At 64.1% G+C, this 20,487-nt stretch carries 21 protein-coding genes; 8 read left to right on the top strand and 13 right to left on the bottom strand.

The genetic code is table 11. The features are described 5' to 3' along the window. Window positions 1-9: 9 nt before the first annotated feature. From ACYG9R_RS01355 to ACYG9R_RS01345, 3 genes are all read right to left on the bottom strand, one after another. The gene (locus ACYG9R_RS01355) at window positions 10-1,014 is read right to left on the bottom strand and encodes a zinc-dependent alcohol dehydrogenase family protein (protein WP_023672529.1); all 1,005 of its coding nucleotides are present in this window, start codon (window positions 1,012-1,014) and stop codon (window positions 10-12) included. A 48-nt stretch (window positions 1,015-1,062) separates the two neighbouring features. After that, a complete protein-coding gene (locus ACYG9R_RS01350; protein WP_023672530.1) occupies window positions 1,063-1,335 on the bottom strand; it encodes a hypothetical protein in 273 nt (90 codons plus the stop codon). Window positions 1,336-1,421: 86 nt separating this feature from the next. Continuing rightward, window positions 1,422-2,174 carry a DUF899 domain-containing protein gene (locus ACYG9R_RS01345; protein ID WP_023695474.1) on the bottom strand — a complete coding sequence of 251 codons (753 nt, stop codon included), beginning with the start codon at window positions 2,172-2,174 and terminating at the stop codon, window positions 1,422-1,424. A gap of 389 nt (window positions 2,175-2,563) precedes the next feature. On the opposite strand from ACYG9R_RS01345, the gene ACYG9R_RS01340 reads away from it, so the two are divergent. Beyond that, entirely contained in the window at window positions 2,564-3,784 is a 1,221-nt protein-coding gene (locus tag ACYG9R_RS01340; protein ID WP_023685490.1) for a hypothetical protein, read from the top strand. A gap of 29 nt (window positions 3,785-3,813) precedes the next feature. Then, window positions 3,814-4,446: a Vgb family protein gene (locus ACYG9R_RS01335; protein ID WP_023730380.1), complete on the top strand. Its 633-nt coding sequence runs from the start codon at window positions 3,814-3,816 to the stop codon at window positions 4,444-4,446. A 52-nt stretch (window positions 4,447-4,498) separates the two neighbouring features. On the opposite strand, the gene ACYG9R_RS01330 is transcribed toward ACYG9R_RS01335, so the two are convergent. Next, the gene (locus ACYG9R_RS01330; protein WP_023689804.1) at window positions 4,499-4,804 is read right to left on the bottom strand and encodes a hypothetical protein; all 306 of its coding nucleotides are present in this window, start codon (window positions 4,802-4,804) and stop codon (window positions 4,499-4,501) included. A gap of 283 nt (window positions 4,805-5,087) precedes the next feature. Between ACYG9R_RS01330 and ACYG9R_RS01325 the strand changes: the two genes are divergently transcribed. Next, on the top strand, window positions 5,088-5,432 hold the full coding sequence (locus ACYG9R_RS01325; protein WP_023673886.1) for a PQ-loop domain-containing transporter: 345 nt from the start codon (window positions 5,088-5,090) through the stop codon (window positions 5,430-5,432). 37 nt (window positions 5,433-5,469) lie between these two features. Here the strand turns inward: ACYG9R_RS01325 and ACYG9R_RS01320 are convergent, their stop codons facing one another. Next, the gene (locus ACYG9R_RS01320) at window positions 5,470-6,201 is read right to left on the bottom strand and encodes a DUF2270 domain-containing protein (RefSeq protein WP_023673885.1); all 732 of its coding nucleotides are present in this window, start codon (window positions 6,199-6,201) and stop codon (window positions 5,470-5,472) included. A 238-nt stretch (window positions 6,202-6,439) separates the two neighbouring features. Here ACYG9R_RS01320 and ACYG9R_RS01315 point away from each other — a divergent pair, with 238 nt between their 5' ends. Beyond that, the gene (locus tag ACYG9R_RS01315; RefSeq protein ID WP_023735438.1) at window positions 6,440-8,734 is read left to right on the top strand and encodes a cation:proton antiporter domain-containing protein; all 2,295 of its coding nucleotides are present in this window, start codon (window positions 6,440-6,442) and stop codon (window positions 8,732-8,734) included. A gap of 30 nt (window positions 8,735-8,764) precedes the next feature. Here ACYG9R_RS01315 and ACYG9R_RS01310 read toward each other — a convergent pair whose 3' ends face one another. Next, window positions 8,765-9,973, bottom strand: coding sequence for an MFS transporter (locus ACYG9R_RS01310; protein ID WP_023824461.1), 1,209 nt, complete (start codon window positions 9,971-9,973; stop codon window positions 8,765-8,767). Between the two features lie 247 nt (window positions 9,974-10,220). Here ACYG9R_RS01310 and ACYG9R_RS01305 point away from each other — a divergent pair, with 247 nt between their 5' ends. After that, entirely contained in the window at window positions 10,221-10,649 is a 429-nt protein-coding gene (locus ACYG9R_RS01305; protein WP_155923302.1) for a VOC family protein, read from the top strand. A 95-nt stretch (window positions 10,650-10,744) separates the two neighbouring features. On the opposite strand, the gene ACYG9R_RS01300 is transcribed toward ACYG9R_RS01305, so the two are convergent. After that, window positions 10,745-11,332 (bottom strand): dihydrofolate reductase family protein, encoded by a 588-nt coding sequence (locus ACYG9R_RS01300; RefSeq protein ID WP_023699142.1) that lies wholly within the window; start codon window positions 11,330-11,332, stop codon window positions 10,745-10,747. A 136-nt stretch (window positions 11,333-11,468) separates the two neighbouring features. On the opposite strand from ACYG9R_RS01300, the gene ACYG9R_RS01295 reads away from it, so the two are divergent. Both ACYG9R_RS01295 and ACYG9R_RS01290 read left to right on the top strand, forming a co-directional pair. Beyond that, on the top strand, window positions 11,469-11,885 hold the full coding sequence (locus ACYG9R_RS01295) for a winged helix-turn-helix transcriptional regulator (RefSeq protein WP_023712523.1): 417 nt from the start codon (window positions 11,469-11,471) through the stop codon (window positions 11,883-11,885). Window positions 11,886-12,342: 457 nt separating this feature from the next. Continuing rightward, the gene (locus ACYG9R_RS01290) at window positions 12,343-13,446 is read left to right on the top strand and encodes a flavin-containing monooxygenase (protein WP_023699144.1); all 1,104 of its coding nucleotides are present in this window, start codon (window positions 12,343-12,345) and stop codon (window positions 13,444-13,446) included. Window positions 13,447-13,503: 57 nt separating this feature from the next. Here ACYG9R_RS01290 and gcvA read toward each other — a convergent pair whose 3' ends face one another. Beyond that, entirely contained in the window at window positions 13,504-14,403 is a 900-nt protein-coding gene (gene gcvA / locus ACYG9R_RS01285) for a transcriptional regulator GcvA (protein WP_023824462.1), read from the bottom strand. A 131-nt stretch (window positions 14,404-14,534) separates the two neighbouring features. Between gcvA and ACYG9R_RS01280 the strand changes: the two genes are divergently transcribed. Further along, entirely contained in the window at window positions 14,535-15,239 is a 705-nt protein-coding gene (locus ACYG9R_RS01280; RefSeq protein WP_023673468.1) for an SDR family oxidoreductase, read from the top strand. 31 nt (window positions 15,240-15,270) lie between these two features. On the opposite strand, the gene ACYG9R_RS01275 is transcribed toward ACYG9R_RS01280, so the two are convergent. From ACYG9R_RS01275 to ACYG9R_RS01255, 5 genes are all read right to left on the bottom strand, one after another. Then, window positions 15,271-16,173: a carbohydrate ABC transporter permease gene (locus ACYG9R_RS01275; RefSeq protein ID WP_023824463.1), complete on the bottom strand. Its 903-nt coding sequence runs from the start codon at window positions 16,171-16,173 to the stop codon at window positions 15,271-15,273. A gap of 1 nt (window position 16,174) precedes the next feature. Further along, entirely contained in the window at window positions 16,175-17,074 is a 900-nt protein-coding gene (locus tag ACYG9R_RS01270) for a carbohydrate ABC transporter permease (protein WP_460221873.1), read from the bottom strand. A gap of 141 nt (window positions 17,075-17,215) precedes the next feature. Further along, a complete protein-coding gene (locus ACYG9R_RS01265; protein WP_023693796.1) occupies window positions 17,216-18,541 on the bottom strand; it encodes an ABC transporter substrate-binding protein in 1,326 nt (441 codons plus the stop codon). 39 nt (window positions 18,542-18,580) lie between these two features. Next, a complete protein-coding gene (locus ACYG9R_RS01260; protein ID WP_023673472.1) occupies window positions 18,581-19,666 on the bottom strand; it encodes an ABC transporter ATP-binding protein in 1,086 nt (361 codons plus the stop codon). A gap of 194 nt (window positions 19,667-19,860) precedes the next feature. After that, entirely contained in the window at window positions 19,861-20,451 is a 591-nt protein-coding gene (locus ACYG9R_RS01255) for a DUF922 domain-containing Zn-dependent protease (protein ID WP_023673473.1), read from the bottom strand. Between the last annotated feature and the right edge of the window lie 36 nt (window positions 20,452-20,487).

Here is a 20,487-nt window from a genome sequence, read left to right as displayed (position 1 = left end):
TCGCAGGATCTAAAGCTCGAGGCAGACCTTGCCGAAATGCCTTTGCGCTTCGTAGTGCCTGAAGGCGGCGGCGATATCCTGCAGTGGAAAGCTGCTGTCGATGACAGGCTTCAGGCGGTTGACCTCTATCGCACGGATCATGTCCTGCTGGTCGGCTTTGCTGCCGATGGAAATTCCGCTGATGCGGATCTGGTTTGAAAACAGCGCCGGGATTGAAACTTCTGCTGCAAAGCCGGTCAGGACGCCGATGAGTGCGATATGCCCGCCTGTCCGGCAGGCCGCTATCGACTGCGCCAGCGTCGCCGGTCCGCCGACCTCGATCACATGATCGACGCCGCGTCCGTCCGTCAGTTCCCTGGCCCTGCCGCCCCACTGCGGCACCGCCTTGTAGTTGATGACGCTGTCGGCCCCGAGTCGTCTGAGCTTCTCCAGCTTCCCTTCATCGGACGAGGTGGCGATGACCCTTGCGCCGGCGGCCTTGGCAAATTGCAGCGCAAACAATGACACGCTGCCGGTGCCAAGGATCAGCACCGTGTCGCCGGGCTTTACCTTGCCGCATGTCACCAGCCCGCGCCAGGCGGTGACGCCCGTGCAGGTCAGCGTTGCCGCCTCGAGATGCGTATAGCCCGCCGGCGCCCTGGTGAATGCGTGCGCCGGCATGCACACATACTCGCTGGCGAAGCCGTCGAAACTGTCTCCGGGAATGTCGCGGCTTGTATCGGATCTCATGTCGCCGGCCAGCCACCAGGGGTAGAAAACACTGACGACGCTGTCGCCCGGCTTGAACGTGTCGACGCCGTCACCGATCGCGATCACCTCGCCGGCGCCATCCGACAGCGGCACGCGGCCTTCGGCGAGCGGCACCTTGCCTTGTACGGCGAAATCGTCGCGCATGTTCAGCGCGCAGGCGCGAATCCTGACCAGCATTTCTCCCGGCCCAGGCCGGGGCTGATCCACCTCGACCAGGTCGAGCTTGTCCAACCCGCCCGGCGCTCTCAGCCTGACCAGCTTCATAGTCTCTCTCCGACGTAAAGAGCGTTAGCATGGCGGCGGCGGTCCAGCCTATCGCCGGACCGGCCGGCCGGAAATCACGCGCAGCCAAGGCGCCAGATGGACGGCGCTCATCAAGAGATACATCAGCGGCATGCCGGTGAGCGGGGAGGCATCGGCCCCCAGGCACGACATGACGCCGTCGCCAGCGTGAATGCAGGTAAGCAGCGCCATCACGGCGAAAACAGGGGCCGCGGCGAGGCACAGCCAGTCGGCGGTGCGGAGAGAAACTGCATCGGAGCGTTTAGGGACCTCACTGTCGGTCCCTGTGCCGATATCGCTCATGGTCGTAATCCCTTGATGATCAATGCCCGGGTTTCCTGTCCCGTGAGGGACAGGAAACCAAGCTGGATGGGCGCCGCTCCAGGTCCTTACTTGCCGTCCTTGTTGCGGAACGCGGCTTCGCCGGCCGCCGACACTTCCTCCCACGTCTTGTCGGGTGCGGCGTCGTAATTGTCGTGCCAGTTCCACCAGCTGTAGAGCTCGGTCTGCGGATAGCCTTCGGGCGAATCCTCCCAGATTTCCTGGCGGCCGAGCGGCGTTGCGTCGAGGTAGCTCCAGACCGTGCCCATCTGCTCGTCGCCGCGGTTGTTGATGAAGTAGGTGCGATACACTTTCTTGCCGTCCTGGATGAACACGTTGTGGCCGTGCCATTCGTCGACGCCGAAATCCTTGTCGAAACTGTCGGTGATTGTGTACCAGGGCATCTCCCAACCCATCCGCTGCTTCAAGCTGGCAATGTCGGCCTGCGGCGCGCGGGAGGCATAGGCAAGCGTGGTGTTGCGGGCGTTGAGATGGGCGAGATGGCCGACCTGGTCGGCGCCGAGCGAACAGCCGCGGCAGGCATGTTCGGGCCAGCCGTGGACGCCGGGTTCGTAGAAGGCGCGGTAGACGATCAACTGGCGCCGGCCCTCGAACAAATCGAGCAGGCTCGCTTTGCCGTTGGGACCTTCAAACACATAGGCCTTGTCTACTTCCATCCATGGCATGCGCCGGCGCTCGGCCGACAGCGCGTCCCTGGCGCGCATCGTTGCCTTTTCCTTCACCAGCATCTTTTCGCGCTCGGCTTCCCATTCTTGCCTTGAAACGACCGGTGGGGTCTTCATTGCCACGTGCTTGGTCATTGCTTGTTTCCTTTGCCAGTTGTTGAGCCGTTGTGGCTTGTCGTTGCCTGTTGATCGTGAGGCAGGCTAGGGCCGCGAGGCGGCGAGGGCGGAGTTACAAATGTGACGGCATTTGCAGGCGGGCCACCGCAGCAGGGGTGGCGAGGCCGCACGGTGGGCTCGAAGTCCTCGGAAGCAGGCATGGTCGGTTTTTCCTTATTGAGAAGCTTAACGCGACTGTCTGAGATGCTCAGGCTAGCGAATGCGAATATTGCCGTCAACGCAGGCCTGGGCGTCTTCAACCAGTCCAGATGGCTAGGTCGCCGTCCGCGGCTTGCTGCTTGGCGGTGGTGACTTAAGTTAGGGCCGATAAGGGGAGCGGTGGGAGTTACAAATGTGACGGGATTTGCATGGACTCGCTGATCACCGCGGCAGGGCTGGCGCTGGCGGCGGGCAATCCGCTGGCGGCACTCGACCGCGTCGCCTTGCGCGAGGATGCCCCGGCGCTGGCGTTGCGCGGCATTGCCATGGCGCAGCTCGGCGATTTCGATCGCGCCAAAGTACTGTTGCGTAGGGCCGGCCGTGCCTTCGGTCCAAAGGAGGCGGTGGCGCGCGCCAGGTGCGTTGTCGCCGAAGCCGAGATCGCACTTGTTTCGCGTGATCTCGGCTGGCCGTCCAAGGCGCTCGACGCGGCGCGGTCGACATTGGAAAAGCATGGCGACCGGCTGAACGCGGCGCATGCCGGGCATCTCAAAGTGCGCCGCCTGCTGCTGATCGGCCGCCTCGACGAGGCTGAAGACGTGCTGGCTGGGCTCGATCCGTCGCCGCTTCCGCCGGCCTCACGCGCCGCGCATGAACTCGCGGTTGCCGGCATCGCCATGCGGCGCCTGAAGACGAAGGCCGCGCGCGCAGCCCTTGAGTGGGCGCGCCATGCCGCCCGCCGGGCCGGCATTCCGGGTCTCATGGCGGAGGTCGACAGCGCCTTCCTGGCGCTGGAGACGCCGGCGGCGCGGCTGATCGCAGGCGGCGAGGAGCATCCGCTGTTGCTCGAAGAAGTCGAGGCGCTGCAGGCGTCGCGCGCGCTGGTCGTCGATACGTTCCGCTATATCGTGCACAAGCAGGAAACAACGATCTCGCTGGCAACGCGGCCGGTGCTGTTTGCGCTGGCGCGCGCGCTTGCCGAAGCCTGGCCGGCGGATGTGCCGAGGGCGACGCTGATTGCCCGCGCCTTTGGCGGCCGGCATGCCGATGAATCGCATCGCGCCAGGCTGCGGGTCGAGATCGGCCGGCTGCGCGCCGAATTGCGGCCGCTGGCGGGCATCGGCGCGACCAGCCAGGGCTTTGCGCTAAAGCCGCGCGAAGCAGGCTCCGTGGCGGTGCTGGCGCGGCCGATCGAGGAGCGGCACGCCGCGGTGCTGGCCTTCCTGGCCGATGGTGAATCCTGGGCCAGCTCGGCGTTGGCGCTGGCGCTGGGCGCCGGACAGCGCAGCGTACAGCGGGCGCTCGAGCAGTTGGCCGAGACCGGCAAAGTGCAGTCCTTCGGCCACGGCCGGGCGCGGCGCTGGATGACGCCACCGGTCGCTGGTTTCACGACCACCTTGTTACTCCCGTCGCCGCTGCCGAACGGCTAGGAAAGGTGACCATGATCGAGGACCAGGACATGAAACATTCAGCAGCGGAAATCCTGCGCGAATACGGGCCCTTTCCTGATGTCGACACCGTGCACGGCGTGAGCTTCGACGGACAGAATGTCTGGTTTGCGACGGGCGAGCGGCTGACCGCCTTCGATCCGGCAAGCGGCGAGACGCTGCGCTCGATCGATGTCGCGGCACATGCCGGCACCGCCTATGACGGCCGGCATCTGTTCCAGCTCGCCGGGGACCGCATCCAGAAGATCGACCCCGATACCGGCAAGGTGCTCTCCACCATCCCGGCGCCCGGCGGCGGCCGCGATTCCGGCATGACCTGGGCCGAGGGCACGCTCTGGGTGGGGCAGAACCGGGAGCGCAAGATCCACCAGATCGATCCCGAGACCGGGAAAATCCTGCGCACCATCGACTCAAACCGCTTCGTCACCGGAGTGACCTGGGTCGATGGCGAGCTCTGGCACGGCACCTGGGAAGGCGACCAGAGCGATGTCCGGCGCGTCGATCCGCAAACTGGCAAGGTGCTGGAACGGCTCGACATGCCGGCGGGGGTGGGCGTTTCCGGGCTCGAATCCGACGGCGGCGACCGCTTCTTTTGCGGCAGCGGCCCTGGCGGCATGGTGCGATCGGTGCGTCGGCCGAAGTAAGGCCGTCAAGTATTGGGCCGGCAGCGTATTTCCTACGGTCATCCCGCCGAGATCATATCCCGGAGCCGTCGAGCAGCGGGACGTCTTCGCCTTGCCACGGACTTGGCATTGAAGCCCGGCTCAGATTGGCCGTCGGCAGCGGCATCCAGCATTTCAACTCCGGTTCGGGGTATTCGATCACCCGTCCTGGCGACGAATCGGAAGAGCGCCAGCCCTCCGTGCCGAACTGGTCGGCGCGCGACCAGTAAGCGAGGTCGACCTCGGCCGGCCCCTGTTCCGATGGCCTGACCGTGACCAGGATGCGGCTGCCGTCCTTGGGGGCGCTCGCCATGTGCCGCCAGCGATCGGGTTCGTCCATTCTCATGTCCTCCTGCACGTTGCAGGGATAGTCGCCGCGCGCTTGGCAGCGGTCAACCCGAACTTTGCCCAAGCACGAGATCTGTTTAGCACTCCCGCGCCGTCGGCCGAAACAAGATCTGGTTCATGTCGACCTCGTCGGGCTGGCTCACGGCGAACGCCCCCATGGCGAAAGAATCCGGATGCGGGCCGCAACAGGAAAATCGAAACCGGCATGTGAACGGGCTCACATGCCGCCACTGCAAGGAACGCTATGGGACGTCCGGCCATGACAGGGGTTTCGGATGACACTTGCTGATCTGTCTTTTTATCTTTTCACTATTTTCAATGGCTTGCGGGTGGTGTCCTACCTGCCGCAGATCGTGCGGGTGGCCCGGGACAGGCACGGGGCGTCGGCGATTTCCTACGCGACCTGGCTGTTGTGGACAGGCGCCAACGCCACGACGGGACTCTACGCCCACATCAATCTGAACGATCCCGCTCTGGCGGCGATCAACTGGCTGAACGCCGTATGCTGCGTGCTGGTCATCGCGCTCACCGCCTACAAGCGCCATCGCGCACGGCTTCCGGTTGAGGAAGCCGCAAGCCGGTCGGAAGCGACCGCTCTGATGGTCGACAATGTCTGCTGAAGATCACCGCGGCAGATTGCGCTTTTCGAGGCCGCTCTCAGACATGCACGGTGCCATGCGAAAGCTCGCCCTCGTCGCTTGAGATGAGGAAAGCGGCTGCGAGTAGGCCGACATAGAACAGCCCGACCATGCACACGACATAGATGCCTGGAACCGGGCCGAGCTGCGCCACGCGCGCGGCGTCGAGAAATGACGCGCCCAAGCCTATCGGCGACCCTTCGCGCTGCAGACTGGGCGTCGTGATCTTCAGCACCCACGCCAGCATCAGGATCGTGTACATGAAAATGTAGTTGCGGCGCAGCCGGCGCACCAACGCCGCGCGTTGCGAGATCAGGAAGCGCGGCGAACGCAGGCCTTCGCCGACGATGGCCAGCCAGTTGGAGGCGTAGTCGGGCTGCGGCGAGAAAATCTGCGCGAAATAATAGCGCTCGAACTGGCGCACCCTGGCCCGGTAGACGTCGAAGAAACGATAGCGCCGCGCCTCGATCCATAGCAGCAGCGTGGTCAGCAGCATGGCAAAGAGCAGCACCCCATGATGGGCGCTGGGCGTCGAGAGTGAGACTGAGAGCATGGCGGCGACGACAGTAATCGCCCAGTTGCTGGTACGGTCCAGCCGGTCGCGCCAGCCGGCCATGCGGGCGATTTCGGCGCGGTGGAAATGCGACATGGTGGCCACGAATTCCGATGAGGTGAGCTTCAGCGCGAACGCATCAGAGGCCCGCGGCGCTGCAGCCGCTTCGTCGGTTTTCACGGTCTTGACCTGGGACATCCCTTGCCACGCGCCTCCCAACGCCATGGCCGGCCGAAACGACGCCGGTCATCCCCATCCGCGCAACGCGCAATCGGTTGAAAATGTTCCGTCGCCGGCCCGGGTCTCGGCGGTTTATCCGCAGTCAGATAGGCCCGTTATGCGATTCAGGTAAGGAGGAACCTGCGGCGCGCCAAGGGAGCGTGGCGTGCAACCGATCTCGCCCGCAAACGTTATACCGGGCACGATGAGGGGGTGCATGTCCTTCGTGGTCAACCGGCGCCGGTCGGTCGCGCTTGCCGCGGCAGCCTTCGCATTCATGCCGGCCGCATCGTTGGCAGCCGAAAAGACCGGCATGTCCAGCGAGGGCATTTTCGTTCTCGAAATCCTCCTTCTGCTTCTCGTCGGCCGCGGCATCGGCGAATTGCTGGAGCGTCTCGGCCAGCCGGCGGTGATGGGTCAGCTCATCGGCGGCATCCTGCTCGGGCCATCGCTGCTCGGCTGGCTATTGCCGGAAGCAGAACGCGTGATCTTTTCAGGCGACGCCACCCAAAAGAGCATGATCAGCGCCATCGCACAGCTCGGCGTGTTGATGCTTCTGTTGCTCACCGGGATGGAGACGGATCTGCGGCTGGTGCGCAGGGTCGGCCGTGCGTGCTTTTCCATCTCCGCCGCGGGCGTCGCCGTGCCTTTCGCGCTCGGCTTCACCGCCGCACAGCTCATGCCGGCCTCGCTGCTGGCCGACGGAACCGAGCGCATTGTCGCCGGTCTCTTCCTCGGCACGGCGCTGTCGATCTCCTCGGTCAAGATCGTCGCCATGGTGGTGCGCGAGATGAACTTCATGCGCCGCGATCTCGGTCAGACCATCGTCTCGTCGGCCATCATCGAGGACACGATCGGCTGGGTGATCATCGCCATCACCATCGGCATCGCCACCAAGGGGCGCTTCGAGCTCGGCAGCCTTGCCTTCACCATTGTCGGCGTTGCCGCCTTCATGGGGTTTTCCTTCACGATTGGCCGCCGCATCGTCTTCGACGCCATCCGCTGGACCAACGATACGTTCCGCAGCGAATACGCCGTCGTCACCGTCATTCTCGCCATCATGGGCGCAATGGCGCTGATCACCGATCTGATCGGCGTCCACACCGTGCTCGGCGCCTTCGTCGCCGGCATACTGGTTGGGGAATCGCCGATCCTGTCGCGTCATATCGAAGGGCAATTGCGCGGCGTCATCATGGCGCTGTTCATGCCGGTTTTCTTCGGCGTCGCCGGCCTTTCGGCGGATCTCACCGTGCTTGTCGACCACGAGCTTGCGCTACTCACGGCCGCTTTGGTGCTGATCGCCAGCTTCGGCAAATTCGCCGGCGCCTTCATCGGCGCCGAGCTTGCCGGCATGAGCCGCAAGGAAGGCATCGCCGTCGGTTGCGGCATGAACGCGCGCGGCTCGACCGAAGTCATCGTCGCCTCGATTGGCCTGTCGATCGGCGTTCTGTCGCACGATCTTTTCACCATGATCGTGACCATGGCCGTCATCACCACGCTCGCCATGCCGCCGACCTTGCGTTGGGCACTCGGCCGCTTGCCGATGGGCGAGAACGAGAAGAAGCGTCTGGAGCGCGAGGAGATCGACCAACGCGGCTTCATCGCCAACCTGGAACGACTGCTGGTGGTGACCGATGAGGGCGTTGTCGGCCGCTTTGCTGCTTACCTCGCCGGAGTCGTGGGCGCCGGCAGGCCGACGACGGTGCTGCATGCCCGAGGCGAGGGGGAGGAGGCCGAGCCCGGCACGGATGCGAAGCTCGAGCCGATCGAAAAGGGTGCCGAGGACAGCCGCGAGGCCGCCAGGAGTTCGGACGAGGAGCTGGCCCGCGCGGCGCCTGTCACGCGGCGCCACGAGGCCGAGCTTTCGGCCGAAACGGTTGCCAAGGAGGCGCGCAAAGGCTATGGGCTGCTGCTGATCGGGCTCGGCCGCGCGGTCACGTCGAAAGGTGGGTTTGCCCGCCGCATCAATGAGATCGCCGGCGCCTTCGAGGGCCCGCTATGCCTGGTGCTGAAGGCGACCGGCGCCGGCCGCCAGATGCCAAGGCTAGGACCTGAAGGCGGGAAGATTCTGGTTCCGGTCAACGGCACCGCGATCGCCCGCCGGGGTGCCGAAATGGCGCTGGCGATTGCAGCGGTCACGGGTGCGCGGGTCAAGATACTTTATGTCGCGCGCGTCGGCCGCGACGAACCGCGCGACACTGTCTCGCATCGCCGCAGGGAGGCGGTGCTGAAGGATACCGTCGCACTAGCCGACCGCTATGGCGTCGAGATCGAGACGGCCATCCGCAGCCGGGCCGCCGCCGCCGATGCCATTGCCCGCCAGGCCGGCAGGGGGGCGGCGCTGATCGTCATGGGCGTGGCGCGGCGCCCTGGCGAGGAACTCTTCTTCGGCGAGACGACTACCGGCGTGCTGCAGCGCTGCCAATGCCCGGTGGTGCTGATCTCGGACGCCAGGCTCAGCCGCGACGACGAGGGCAGGGAAGAGCTGCGCTCGGGAACGGGGACAGGGTGATGAGTATTTCCCCTCGAGGGGAAATTTCGCTCATGCCGCCTGCAGCCTCTCTCGGCCGGGCTGCGGCGGGAAGGCGATGGCGATGCCGGCAGCACCGAGGCCGATCAGCGCCGAGCCGATGAACAGCCAGGAATAGCTGGCATAGGCGTCGAAGATCATGCCGCCGGCGAGCGGGCCGAACGACATGCCGAGGCTGGACAACAGGGTCGCGGCGCCAAGTATCGTGCCGATGATGCGCGGCCCGAAATAGTCGCGCGCCAGAACCGCATAGAGCGGCATGACGCCGCCATAGGTGGCGCCGAAGATGATCGCCAGGAGATAGAACTGCTCGAGATTGCCGACGGCGAGATAGGCGGCGATCACCACCGCCTGGATGGCGAGGCCCACGATCAGCACCGGCTTGGCGCCCAACCTGTCGCCGAGCACGCCGTAGAGCACGCGCCCGCCAAGGCCGGCAAGGCCCTCGACGCTGTAGATCGACACGGCTGCCATCGGCGCCACGCCGCACGACATGGCATAGCTCACCATGTGGAAGATCGGCCCCGAATGCGCCGCGCAACAGGCGAAGAAGGTCATGCCCAGCACCAGGAATTGCGGCGAGCGCAGCGCCTGGCCGACTGACATGCCGGGGGCCGCGGCAGGCGCGGGCGCGCTGCCATCCGCTGCCGCGACCGCCGTCGACGGCTGGCGCACCAGGAAGACGGCCGGCAGCAACAGCACCCAGGCCATGATGCCGATGTCGAACATGGCGGTGCGCCAGTCGTAGGCGGTGATCAGCCAGCGCGCGAAGGGCGAGATGGTCATCGGCGCCACGCCCATGCCGGCCGAGACCAGCGACACGGCCAGGCTGCGATGGGTCTCGAACCAGGCGGTGGTCAGCGCGATCATCGGCGCGAAGAAGGCGCTGGCCGCCAGCCCGACGATGACGCCATAGCTCAGCTGGAAGACTAGCAGCGATTGGGCTCGGCTCGCCACCACCAGCGACAGGCCGAGCAGCACCGCGCCGGCAAAAACCACCGGGCGGGCGCCGACACGGTCATAGATGGCGCCCCAGGCGAAACCGCCTGCACCCATCACCAAGAAATTCAGCGTCATGGCGCTGGAAATGCCGGTTCGCGACCAGTTGGTGTCGAGCGCCATCGGCTCGAGGAAGATCGCCAGCGAAAACATCGCGCCGAGCGCCACACAGGTCATCAGCGCGCCGCACGCGACGATCACCCAACGGTAGGAATTGTTCATGCTCTTCTCCCGAGATCGGTTTCGATGCGGCGCCACTCGCTCCAGCTCCGTTGCGCCGCTTGCGTCCGAAGGACGTTGGCGGGATTTCGAATCCGACAATCCGGTTGCATTTTTTATCCGGTCTGCGTGGAAGTCCATGCGGATATGACAAAAGCAGGGGCGTAAGGCTGCCAAGCGCGCCGACAAGATAGACTGCCGAATTGACGAGCCGCTCCGCGGCACTAGCTTTGTGGTCTCGCGACGGGAGATATCGCTCATGGAACTGCATCGCGGCCGCCTCATCGACCACGTCCAGCTGGTGGTCAGGGACCTCGCGGCGAGCCGGCGCTTCTATGAAGCCGTCTTCAAGATGCTCGGCATTCCGATCGGCGGCGAGGCCGAGGACTATTTCTGGGCCGACGAGCTTTTCATCTCAAGCCTCGACAGCCGGGCGGCGAGGGGACAACTGACCGGGCGCCATCATCTGGCCTTCCAGGCCAGGGATAACGCCATGGTCGATGCCTTCTATAGGGCCGGCCTCGATGCCGGCGGGGCCGACAATGGCGCGCCGGGTGAGCGGCCCTACCACCCCGGCTATTACGCCGCCTTCCTGCTCGACCCCGACGGCAACAACATCGAGGCGGTGTTTCACGGGCCGGCAAAGCGAAGTGCCGCTTCGGTCGAGATCAATTTCTAGCGCAGGTTCACGAGGAGTGGGTTGCGGTGATCCGTCCGGAGTTCTCGTAAAAACAAAGAGTTGAAGCGGTCCACGGATTCAATCGCTGAACTGCTTCACATTGGCGGCGCGTAGCGGTTCACCACCATTCCGCAGGCATAGGCTTTAGAGCCGAGCAGGCGCAATTTCCGGAAGCCGCCACGGTCGAAAATCCGCTCGCCGTCGCCCAGCGCGGCCGGATTGATGAACAGCTGGAACTCATCGACCAGTCCCGCTGCAATCAGCGCCGAGGCAAAGCCGGCGCCGCCGAACACCGCCATGTCGCCTTCACCTTCAGCTTTCAGCGCCTTGACCTCGCGCGGCAGGTCGCCGCTGGCAAGCGTCGTGCGCTCCCACCGCGATGCCGCGAGCTTGTCGCTCAGCACCACCTTGCGCGCCTCGACGATGCGCTGCGCAAAGGCGTAGAAGGGATCGCGCGGATAGTTTTTTGCCGCATTGCCCCAATGGGTTAGATAGCCTTCTTCGGCCATCTTGCGGCTGAGCAGAATGGTGTCGATGCCGGCGAACACCGCGTTGAAATCCTGCTTCAAGTCGTCGTCCCACGGGCAGTTGGCGCCCCATTCCCAGAGCTGCCAGTGCTCATCGCCGGCCGCGCCGACAAAACCGTCGACCGATATCTGCATCTGCAGGATCAGTTTTCTCATCGTCGTTCTCCTGATTGAGCTCTGGTGTCACCAGCGCCAGGTCAGGCGGCGTTGGTTATTGCTTTACTTTCGGAACCATTGACATGAGTGAAAAATGATGTCAATAGTAAAGTGATTTAAAAATGGAAGCATTTAAATGTCGACCAGGGAAAGATCCGGCTGTCCCATCAGCCTGTCGCTCGAATTGCTCGGTGACCGCTGGACGCTGCTGATCATCCGCGACATGATTTTCGCGGAAAAAAGGCACTTCCGGGAGTTCCTGCTATCAGGCGAAGGCATCTCGTCGCGCACCCTGGCCGAGCGGCTGCAGACCTTGCAGGATGAGGGCATCGTCACAAGAAGCGACGACCCCACGCACAAGCTCAAGGCGATCTATAAGCTGACCGAGGCGGGCATCGACCTGTTGCCGGTGCTGGCGACGCTCGGCGCCTGGGGCAGCAAGTACCGCAACGCCGATGACGAGCTGGCAAGGATCGCCGACGAACTGGCCGCGGGCGGCGAGGCGGGCATGGAGCAGATAAAGAAGAAGCTGCGCGCCGAGCATATCGGCTAGCGAGCAAGGCCAGCCCTCCCTTCGGGCCGATGGCGGGCTAGATCGACACGACGTCGCGCAGCCTCACCCTTCCCATCCCGCAAATCGCTGTGGCCGGAGCCATGTCTGCTTCGGATTGCCATCGCCCGAACCACGGCCTCTTCCAGCCAGCGCGCGGTGGCGGGGGCGGCATGCATGCCGATTGGGCCCCATGCCGCCATGCACGTAGAGCTCTTCGACCGCGGTGCGGCCGGCGACAGGCAGCCCGTCCGACAGCATGGGCGATTGCCGGGATAGACATTCGTCACCGGGGGTGAGCCGAGACCGGACAGGATGCGCAGCGTGCGCGCCGCGATGCGAAGGCGTCTCGGCGCTAGCGCGCCGATCCACCTTCTCCAACAAGGGGAGAAGGTGAGGCGCGCCTTGTCCCGCCTGCGCTTCTACACGTAGCCTAAGGAGCTAGCGGGAGGAGAATCGCTTGGACACCACTGTCGTTATTGTCGGCGCCGGGCCCGCCGGCCTTGCGGTCGGTGCCTGCCTGAAGCGGGCAGGAGTGGATTTCATCCTGCTCGAAAAATCGCAGGAGATCGCGCCCGCCTGGCGGCGGCACTATCGGCGGCTGCATCTGCATACGGTCAAGTCGTTCTCGTCGCTGCCGTTCCTGCCCTTTCCCAAAAATTATCCGCGCTACGTGCCGCGCGAAATGGTGGTCCGCTATCTCGACGACTACGCGGAAAAATTCGATCTGCGCCCGCGCTTCGGTGTGACGGTGAAAGCCATTCGCCTCGGGGACGGCGGTTTTCTGGTCGAGACAGGATCGGACAACCTCAAGGCGCGCCATGTCGTTATCGCCAGCGGTAACAATGCCGAGCCGATCATCCCCCGGCTCCCTGCCATCGAGGCTTTCAAGGGCGAGGTGCTGCACAGCGCCGACTATACGCAAGCGGCGCCTTTTGCCGGCCGCTCGGTGCTGATCGTCGGCATGGGCAACACCGGCGCCGAGATCGCGCTCGACTTGGCGGAAAGTGGCGCGCGTCCGACCATTTCGGTGCGCAAGGGCGTCCACATCGTGCCGCGCCAGCTGTTTGGCGTGCCGATCCAGATGGTCGGCATCGCCAGCCGGCCAATGCCGCAGGCGCTGAACGACTGGATGTTTCCGATCATCCTCGATTTCGCGCTGGGCAAGCTCGAGAAATACGGCATCGTCAGGCCGAAGCAGGGCATCCTGCAACAGATCGACGAAGTCGGCCGCATCCCGGTCATCGACGTCGGCACGGTCGACGCCATCACCAAAGGCGCCATCAAGATCGCGCCCGACATAGCGGGCTTCACCGAGCGCAGCGCTGCGTTCACCGACGGCAGTCAGGAAAATTTCGACGCCGTCATCCTCGCCACCGGCTATCGCCCGGGCTACGAAAAGTTTCTGCCCGTGGAATTGCAGCCGGAGCGCAGTGGCGTCAACGCCCGCGCCTCGCAACTCGGCCTCTACCTCGTCGGCTTCTACAATCCGGTCACCGGTCTGCTCAGGGAAATTGGACGCGAGGCGAAGGCAGTGGCGGCCGACATTGCTCGGCGAGGCTGAAGGGGCGGCGTCGGCCAAGCTGCGGATCTCCCGCCTTGCGGCGAGATCGGCTATCCATCACAGCCGCGCCGCATCGCCCTCATCCAGCAGCCATTGCCGCACGGCTTGCGTCGGTTCTGGGTGCCGTTTCTTGCGCGGCATCACGACATAGAAATCGTGCGTCCCCCGCATCTCCGCGTTGATCGGCTGCACCAGCCGGCCGGCGGCAATGTCGGCGGATACGAGAAACCGGCTGGCCAGCGCGATGCCCTGGCCGGCAATGGCGGCGTCGATCGCGAGGCCTGTCTGGTTGAAGCGCATGCGTTTGGCCTCGGTGGCCATCCTCAGGCCGAGTACTCTCTCCATGAATTCCGGCCACAGATTGTGCGCGTCGTGCAGCAGGACGTGATGCTGGATATCGGCCGCCGCGATCTCGTTCGCGCCGGTCGGCAGCAGGGCAGGGCTGCAGATGGCGATGATCTGCTGTGGAAACAAAAGATCCACCATCAGGCCGGCGCCGGAGGGCAGGCGGCCTTGCCTGACCGCAATGTCGACGCCATCGGCCTGAAAACTCGACAGGCTTTCGCTGGCCAGGATTCGCAAATCGACCAGCGGGTTGTGCGCGACGAACTCCGGCAGTTTGGGGATCAGCCATTTGGTGGCAAAGCTCGGCGTGACGCTGATCGTCAGCCGCGCCGGTTCGGGCCGCAGCAGCAAGGTGGCCTCCGAGATCAGCTCGAAGGCGCGGCGGATGTTGGGCATATAGGCACGGCCCTCATCGGTCAGCGCCAGGCCGCGCGGCAGCCGGTCGAAGAGTTTTGTGCCGAGATCGGCCTCCAGCCCGCGTATATGCTGCGCCACCGCCCCTTGCGTCACGTTCAGCTCTTCGGCGGCGATGCGGAAGTTGAGATGACGCGCGGCGGCTTCGAAGGCACGCAGCGCATTCAATGGTGGCAGGCTCAGGAAGGCTTCAGGCATGCAGGAGTTTTTCTACAGCTTGATTTCAGGCTTTCTGGTTCGAACCAGATGGCAACACCGTTTATAGCATTGCTCGAAGGTCGGAAACATGGGCTTCAGAGTCCCGCCAACCCGTGCGAAGGAAAATCGAGATGAGTGTAGAAAAAGTAGCAGTCGTCGTCGCCGGTGGCAGCGGTATGGGCGCGGCGGCGGCCAAGCGGCTGGCAGCGGACGGGTTCAAGGTCGCGATCCTGTCGTCCTCCGGTAAGGGCGAGGCTCTGGCCAAGGAGCTTGGCGGCCTCGGCGTCACCGGCTCCAACCAGTCGAATGACGATCTGCAGCGGCTCGCCGATCTGACGCTCGAGCGCTTCGGCCGCATCGACGTGCTGGTCAACAGCGGCGGCCACGGGCCACGCGCGCCGATCCTCGAAATCACCGACGAGCAGTGGCACACCGGTCTCGACGTCTATCTGATGAACGTCATCCGGCCGGTGCGCATCGTGGCGCCGCAGATGGTCAAGCAGAGGGCTGGCGCCATCATCAACATCTCGACCGCCTGGGTGGTCGAGCCGAGCCCGATGTTCCCGACATCCGCCGTGTTCCGCGCCGGGCTTGCCGCCTACACCAAGATCTTCGCCAACACCTACGCCGCCGACAATGTGCGCATGAACAATGTGCTGCCCGGCTGGATCGACAGCCTGCCGGCCACCGAGGAGCGCCGCGACAGCGTGCCGATGCAGCGCTACGGCACGTCGGAGGAGATCGCCGCGACCATCGCCTTCCTCGCTTCCGAAGGTGCGGGCTACATCACCGGCCAGAACATCCGCGTCGACGGCGGCATCATCGGCGCGATCTGACCGCGCCGGTCGCCTTGCGTGAGCCGGCGCGTCACTCCTTCACCGCGCCGGTCATCGACGAGACATAGTGCTCGACGAAGAACGAATAGAGCACCACCACCGGCAGCGAGCCGATCAGCGCTCCCGCCATCAGCGCCCCCCATTCGTAGACGTCGGAGCGCACCAACTCGGTCAGCACACCCACCGGCACGGTCTTGTTTTCCGAGGACTGGATGAATGTCAGCGCGTAGATGAACTCGTTCCATGACAGGGTGAAGGCGAATATGCCGGCGGAGATCAGGCCCGGCACCGAGAGCGGCAGCACGATTTTGGTGAGGATCTGCCACCGGCTCGCTCCGTCTATCAGCGCGCATTCTTCCAGTTCGAACGGGATGGAGCGGAAGTAACCCATCAACAGCCACGTGCAGAACGGCACCAGGAAGGTTGGATAGGTAAGGATGAGCGCGAAGGGCGTGTCGTAGAGCCCGAGGTTGAACACCATTACCGACAGCGGAATGAACAGGATCGAGGGCGGCACCAGATAGGCGAGGAAGATGCCGAGGCCGACCTGCCGCGCCCCGGAAAACCGCAGCCGCTCGATCGCATAGGCGGCGAACACCGACGCCAGCAGCGACAGGAAAGTAGCGGCGGTCGAGATGATGATCGTGTTGAGCAGCCAGCCCGGATAGGAGGTCTCGAACAGGAGATAGCGGATATTCTCCAATGTCGGATGCACCACCCAGAACGGATTGAACTGCGCATAGTCGGTCATCTCGAGATTGGGCTTAACCGCCGTGATCGTCATCCAGTAAAACGGAAACAACAGCACGAAGACGAACACCAGCAGCGGCAGATAGACCGTCACCACGCGGCGCGGCAGGCTCTGCAGGTAGCCCATGCCGCCTTCGTCGATATCCCCACGTTTCGCCTTCCTTGTCGCGGCCGTCTTGACCATGTCAGTCTCCGCCGCCTTGTTGCCATTTGCGGCGTTGCAGGCCGAAATAGCTGAACAGGATCGCCGCCAGCAGGAACGGGATCATGGCCACCGCGATGGCCGCGCCCTCGCCAAGCTGGCCGCCGGAAATGCCGCGCTGGAAAGACAATGTCGCCATCAGATGCGTGGCATTCACCGGTCCGCCCCGGGTCAGCACGTAGATCAGCTGGAAATCGGTGAAAGTGAACAGCACCGAGAAGGTCATGGTGATGGCGATGATCGGCGTCAGCAGCGGCAGAGTCACATAACGAAACAACTGCCAGCGACTGGCGCCGTCGAGCGTGGCCGCCTCGTAGAGCGACTGCGGAATGGTCTGCAGGCCGGCGAGCAGCGTGATGGCGACGAAAGGAATGCCGCGCCAGACGTTGGCGGCGATAACCGAAGCGCGCGCATTCTCCGGATCGCCGAGGAAGTTGATGCGGTGGTCGATCAGGCCCATTTGCTGCAGCGCCCAGGACAGGATCGAGAACTGCGAATCGTAGATCCACCAGAAGGCGATGGCTGACAGTACGGTGGGCACCACCCACGGCAGCAGGACTATCGCGCGGAAGAACGATTTGAACGGCAGGTTTTCATTGAGGATGAGCGCCAGCCAGAGGCCGAGCACGAACTTCAGGATCGAGGCGCTGACCGTGTAGAGCAGCGTGTTGAAGACGGAGAGCCAGAAGACGGTGTCATTCCAAAGGTACTGATAATTCTCGACGCCGATGAAGATGCCGGGGCGGCCGATCCGGGCATCGGTGAAACCGAGCCAGACGCCCAGCCCGAGCGGATAGGTCAGGAAGACCAGCAGCAGCGCCGCCGCCGGCAGCATGAAGCCGAAGCCCAGCGCGTTGCGGCTTTCGGAGATCCGCGAAAGCATCGACGGACGCGGCTGGGCGGCAACGGACGGCACGGCCATGGAGGGCTCCTCATCGGGGAATCAGGTCACGGCGTCAACGGCCGCCATGGGATTGTGCGACGGGCCGGGCAGCGCACTAGACGCTGCCCGGCGGTGCCGTGATCAAACGCGGTAGTAGCGGTTGGCGCGCTTCTCCGCCTCCTCCATCGCCTCCTGCGGCGTCGCCTGGCCGGTCACCGCCTTGGCAAACATGTCGACCAGGACATAGTCGGCCATGGTCGCCGCCGAGGCATAGCCGAGCGGCCCGGCATAGCCGTTGGGGCGCAGCGTCGCCGAGGCCTTGGCATAGGCGGCATTGTTCGGGTCGGCCGTCCACACTGGATTGTTGTCGAAGGCCTTCAGCGTCTGGCAGCAATAGCCCGCCGAGGAGGTGATCCAGTCGGTCATCTGCGGATCCTCGAACATGAACTGCAGATAGGCCTTGGCCGCATTGGGGTAGGGCGTGTAGTTGAAGATGACGGCGGTGGTCACCTGGAACAGTTCGACCGATTTCCCGACGGGACCGATCGGCAGGTTGGTGGTGCGGATGTCCTTGGCGATCTCAGCCAGCTTCGGATCGTTGTCCTTGTTGATCTTGGCCGTATTGTAGGCGGAAATGCCGTTGGCGATGACGCCGAGTTCGCCGGCCAGGAAGGCGCGGTTGTTATTGACGTCGAGCCAGCTTTCGGTCCCGGGAATGAAGGTCTTGTAGAGTTCCTGCGCGTATCCGATCGCCTTTAGCGTCTCGGGGCTGTTGATCGCCACCTTGCCGCTCTCGTCGACCATCTGGCCGCCATGGCTCCACAGCAGCCAGTGCGCGTAATTGTTGCCGTCGCCGACGCCGTGGCCGTGCGTGAAGCCAGCCGGATGTCCCTTCGCCTGCAACGCCTTGCAAAGCTCGAGGAAGCCTGCCGTGTCCTTCGGAAATTCGGAGAAGCCGGCCTCCTTCACCCAGCTTTCGCGATAGACGATGGCATTGCCGATCGTGGCCAGCGGCAGGCCGACGAACTTGCCGTCCCGCGTCGCATATTGCTTTGGTCCGTCGTGCCAGCCGCCATATTTCGAGCCCAGATACTCGCCGAGCTCGGTCACGTCGTGCAGCTTGTCGGGATATTGATGCGGGTCGTCGAACCAGACGAACATGAGGTCCGGGCCGGAACCGACATTGGCGGCGACCGCTGCCTTGGGGCGAATGTCCTCCCAGCTTTCCTTGTCGACACGAACCTCGACACCTGTCGCCTCGGTGAAGCGCTTGGTGTTGGCCAGCCATTGATCCTCATCGCCCTTGACGAAGGGCGACCAGCGCAGCAGCCGCAGCTTTGCGCCTTCCTCGGGCTTGTATTTCAAGCCCTCCTGGGCAAAAGCCGGCGAGCCGACGAACCGGCTTCCCAGAGCTCCCGCCGCGGCACCTGCGGTCGTGCGGATTACATCGCGTCTCGTGAATTTCATGGTCGTCTCCTCCGGTTTATCTTCCTTGCTATGCGGTCCTTACCATCCGTTACGCGTTTCAAATCGTGTTCCGGTCTTGCCGTCAAAGAGATGAATCAGGCCAGGCGCGGCAGAGAGGCGTATGGATTCGCCCGGTGTTAAGGCATGGCGTTCGCGGAAATTGGCGACGATCTCGTCGCCGCCGGCGGTGCGGCCGATGATCTGCACTTCCGACCCGGTCGGCTCGACCACCGCGACGGTGACTGGAATGCCTTGGTCTGACGATAGCCGCAAATGCTCGGGCCGTATTCCCAGCACCACCGGATGACCGTTGCCAACGGCCGGCGCGCCGGCCAGCGGCACGGAAATTCCCCCGGCGCCGCGAAAGGACGGAGACCCGTCGGTGACGATCTCGCCCTTGATCAGGTTCATGGCGGGCGAGCCGATGAAACTGGCGACGAAGAGATTGTTTGGCCTGTCGTAGAGCTCCAGCGGCGGTCCGATCTGTTCGACGATGCCGTCATGCATGACGACGATCTTGTCGGCCATGGTCATGGCCTCGATCTGGTCGTGGGTGACATAGACTGTGGTCGTCTTGAGCCGCTGGTGCAGTTCCTTGATCTCGGCGCGCATCTGCACCCTGAGCTTGGCGTCGAGATTGGAGAGCGGTTCGTCGAACAGGAAAACCTGTGGATCGCGCACGATCGCCCGGCCCATGGCGACGCGCTGGCGCTGGCCGCCGGAAAGCTGGCGCGGATATCGCGTCAGCAATGGCACCAGCCCGAGGATTTCGGCGGCGCGCTGAATGCTGGTAGCGCAATCGGCCTTCGAAACACCTTTGAGCATGAGCGAGAACGCCATGTTCTCGGCGACCGTCATGTGCGGGTAGAGCGCGTAGTTCTGGAACACCATGGCAACGTCGCGCTCTTTCGGCGCAACGTTGTTGACGACCCGATCCCCGATCGCGATCTCGCCCCGAGAAATCTTTTCCAGGCCGGCGATCATCCTGAGAAGGGTCGATTTTCCGCAACCCGACGGGCCGACCAGCGTGACGAATTCGCCGTCGTCGATATCCACACTGACGCCATGCAGGACCTCGACGGTCCCGAACGATTTGTAAACATCGCCGATCGCGACAGACGCCATCGATCTCCTCCCGAATGCTTCTTGCGACGCCCCGAAGGAAACCGCTCCTCTCCCGCCTCGCGACCGTCTCCCATTCCCCCAACAGGTCGCGTGACGATCAGACGGTAGCGCTACCAAGCCTGCCTGTAAAGCGGCCATGCGGCCGGTGCTCTTGTCATTCGGAACACCGGCGCAATGACCGGTTCGCCGGCAAACTACCCCCCATTCACAAAAGCCAGCACCAGCTTCTGCAGGTTTCCGCCGGGGCCGAATTCGACCCGGTCGAAGTCGCGGCTCGCCTGCCGCTGAGCCAGCGAGATCTGGGCGAGTTGCCTCGTCAGCTCGGTTCTGATCTTGCTGCAGGCGGGGTCATCAGTAACGGTCAGGCCGACGCTCACCGCCTCGATCTTGCGCACCATCTCGGCGATGGCTGCGCCATGCACTCTCTCGTGGGCGGCGAGCCCGGCGATGAACACCGTCCAGTTCTTCTGGACGGAAGCCGGCAACGGTTCGGCCGGCTTCGGCAAGGTGTAGGTGATGATCAGTTTCGGGCGCGCCGATTTGAGCACGCAGGCGTCGCCTTGCGGCCTGTAGTCCCTGGTCCAGGTCAGCTTGAAATTGGTGTGCGCAATGACCCGACCCTTGCCGAGCAAGGGGCCGGCTTCGCCGATCGCGGCATAGAGTTCCGGGCCGGTCCGCCCTGCGATGGCGTAGGTCTCGACCTTTTCGACCGGCTTCCAGTCGGCCCGTGCCGGCGACGCCAGCAGGGAGGCCGCGAACAGGAGAAAGAACATGGCTGGTTTCATGGAAACGTCAGAGACACTGGGCTGAGGCAAAGATCA

The organism is Mesorhizobium sp. RSR565B, from assembly GCF_054719465.1.
The sequence above is the reverse complement of the archived record's forward strand: the minus strand, read 5'-3'. Positions and strand labels throughout refer to the sequence as shown.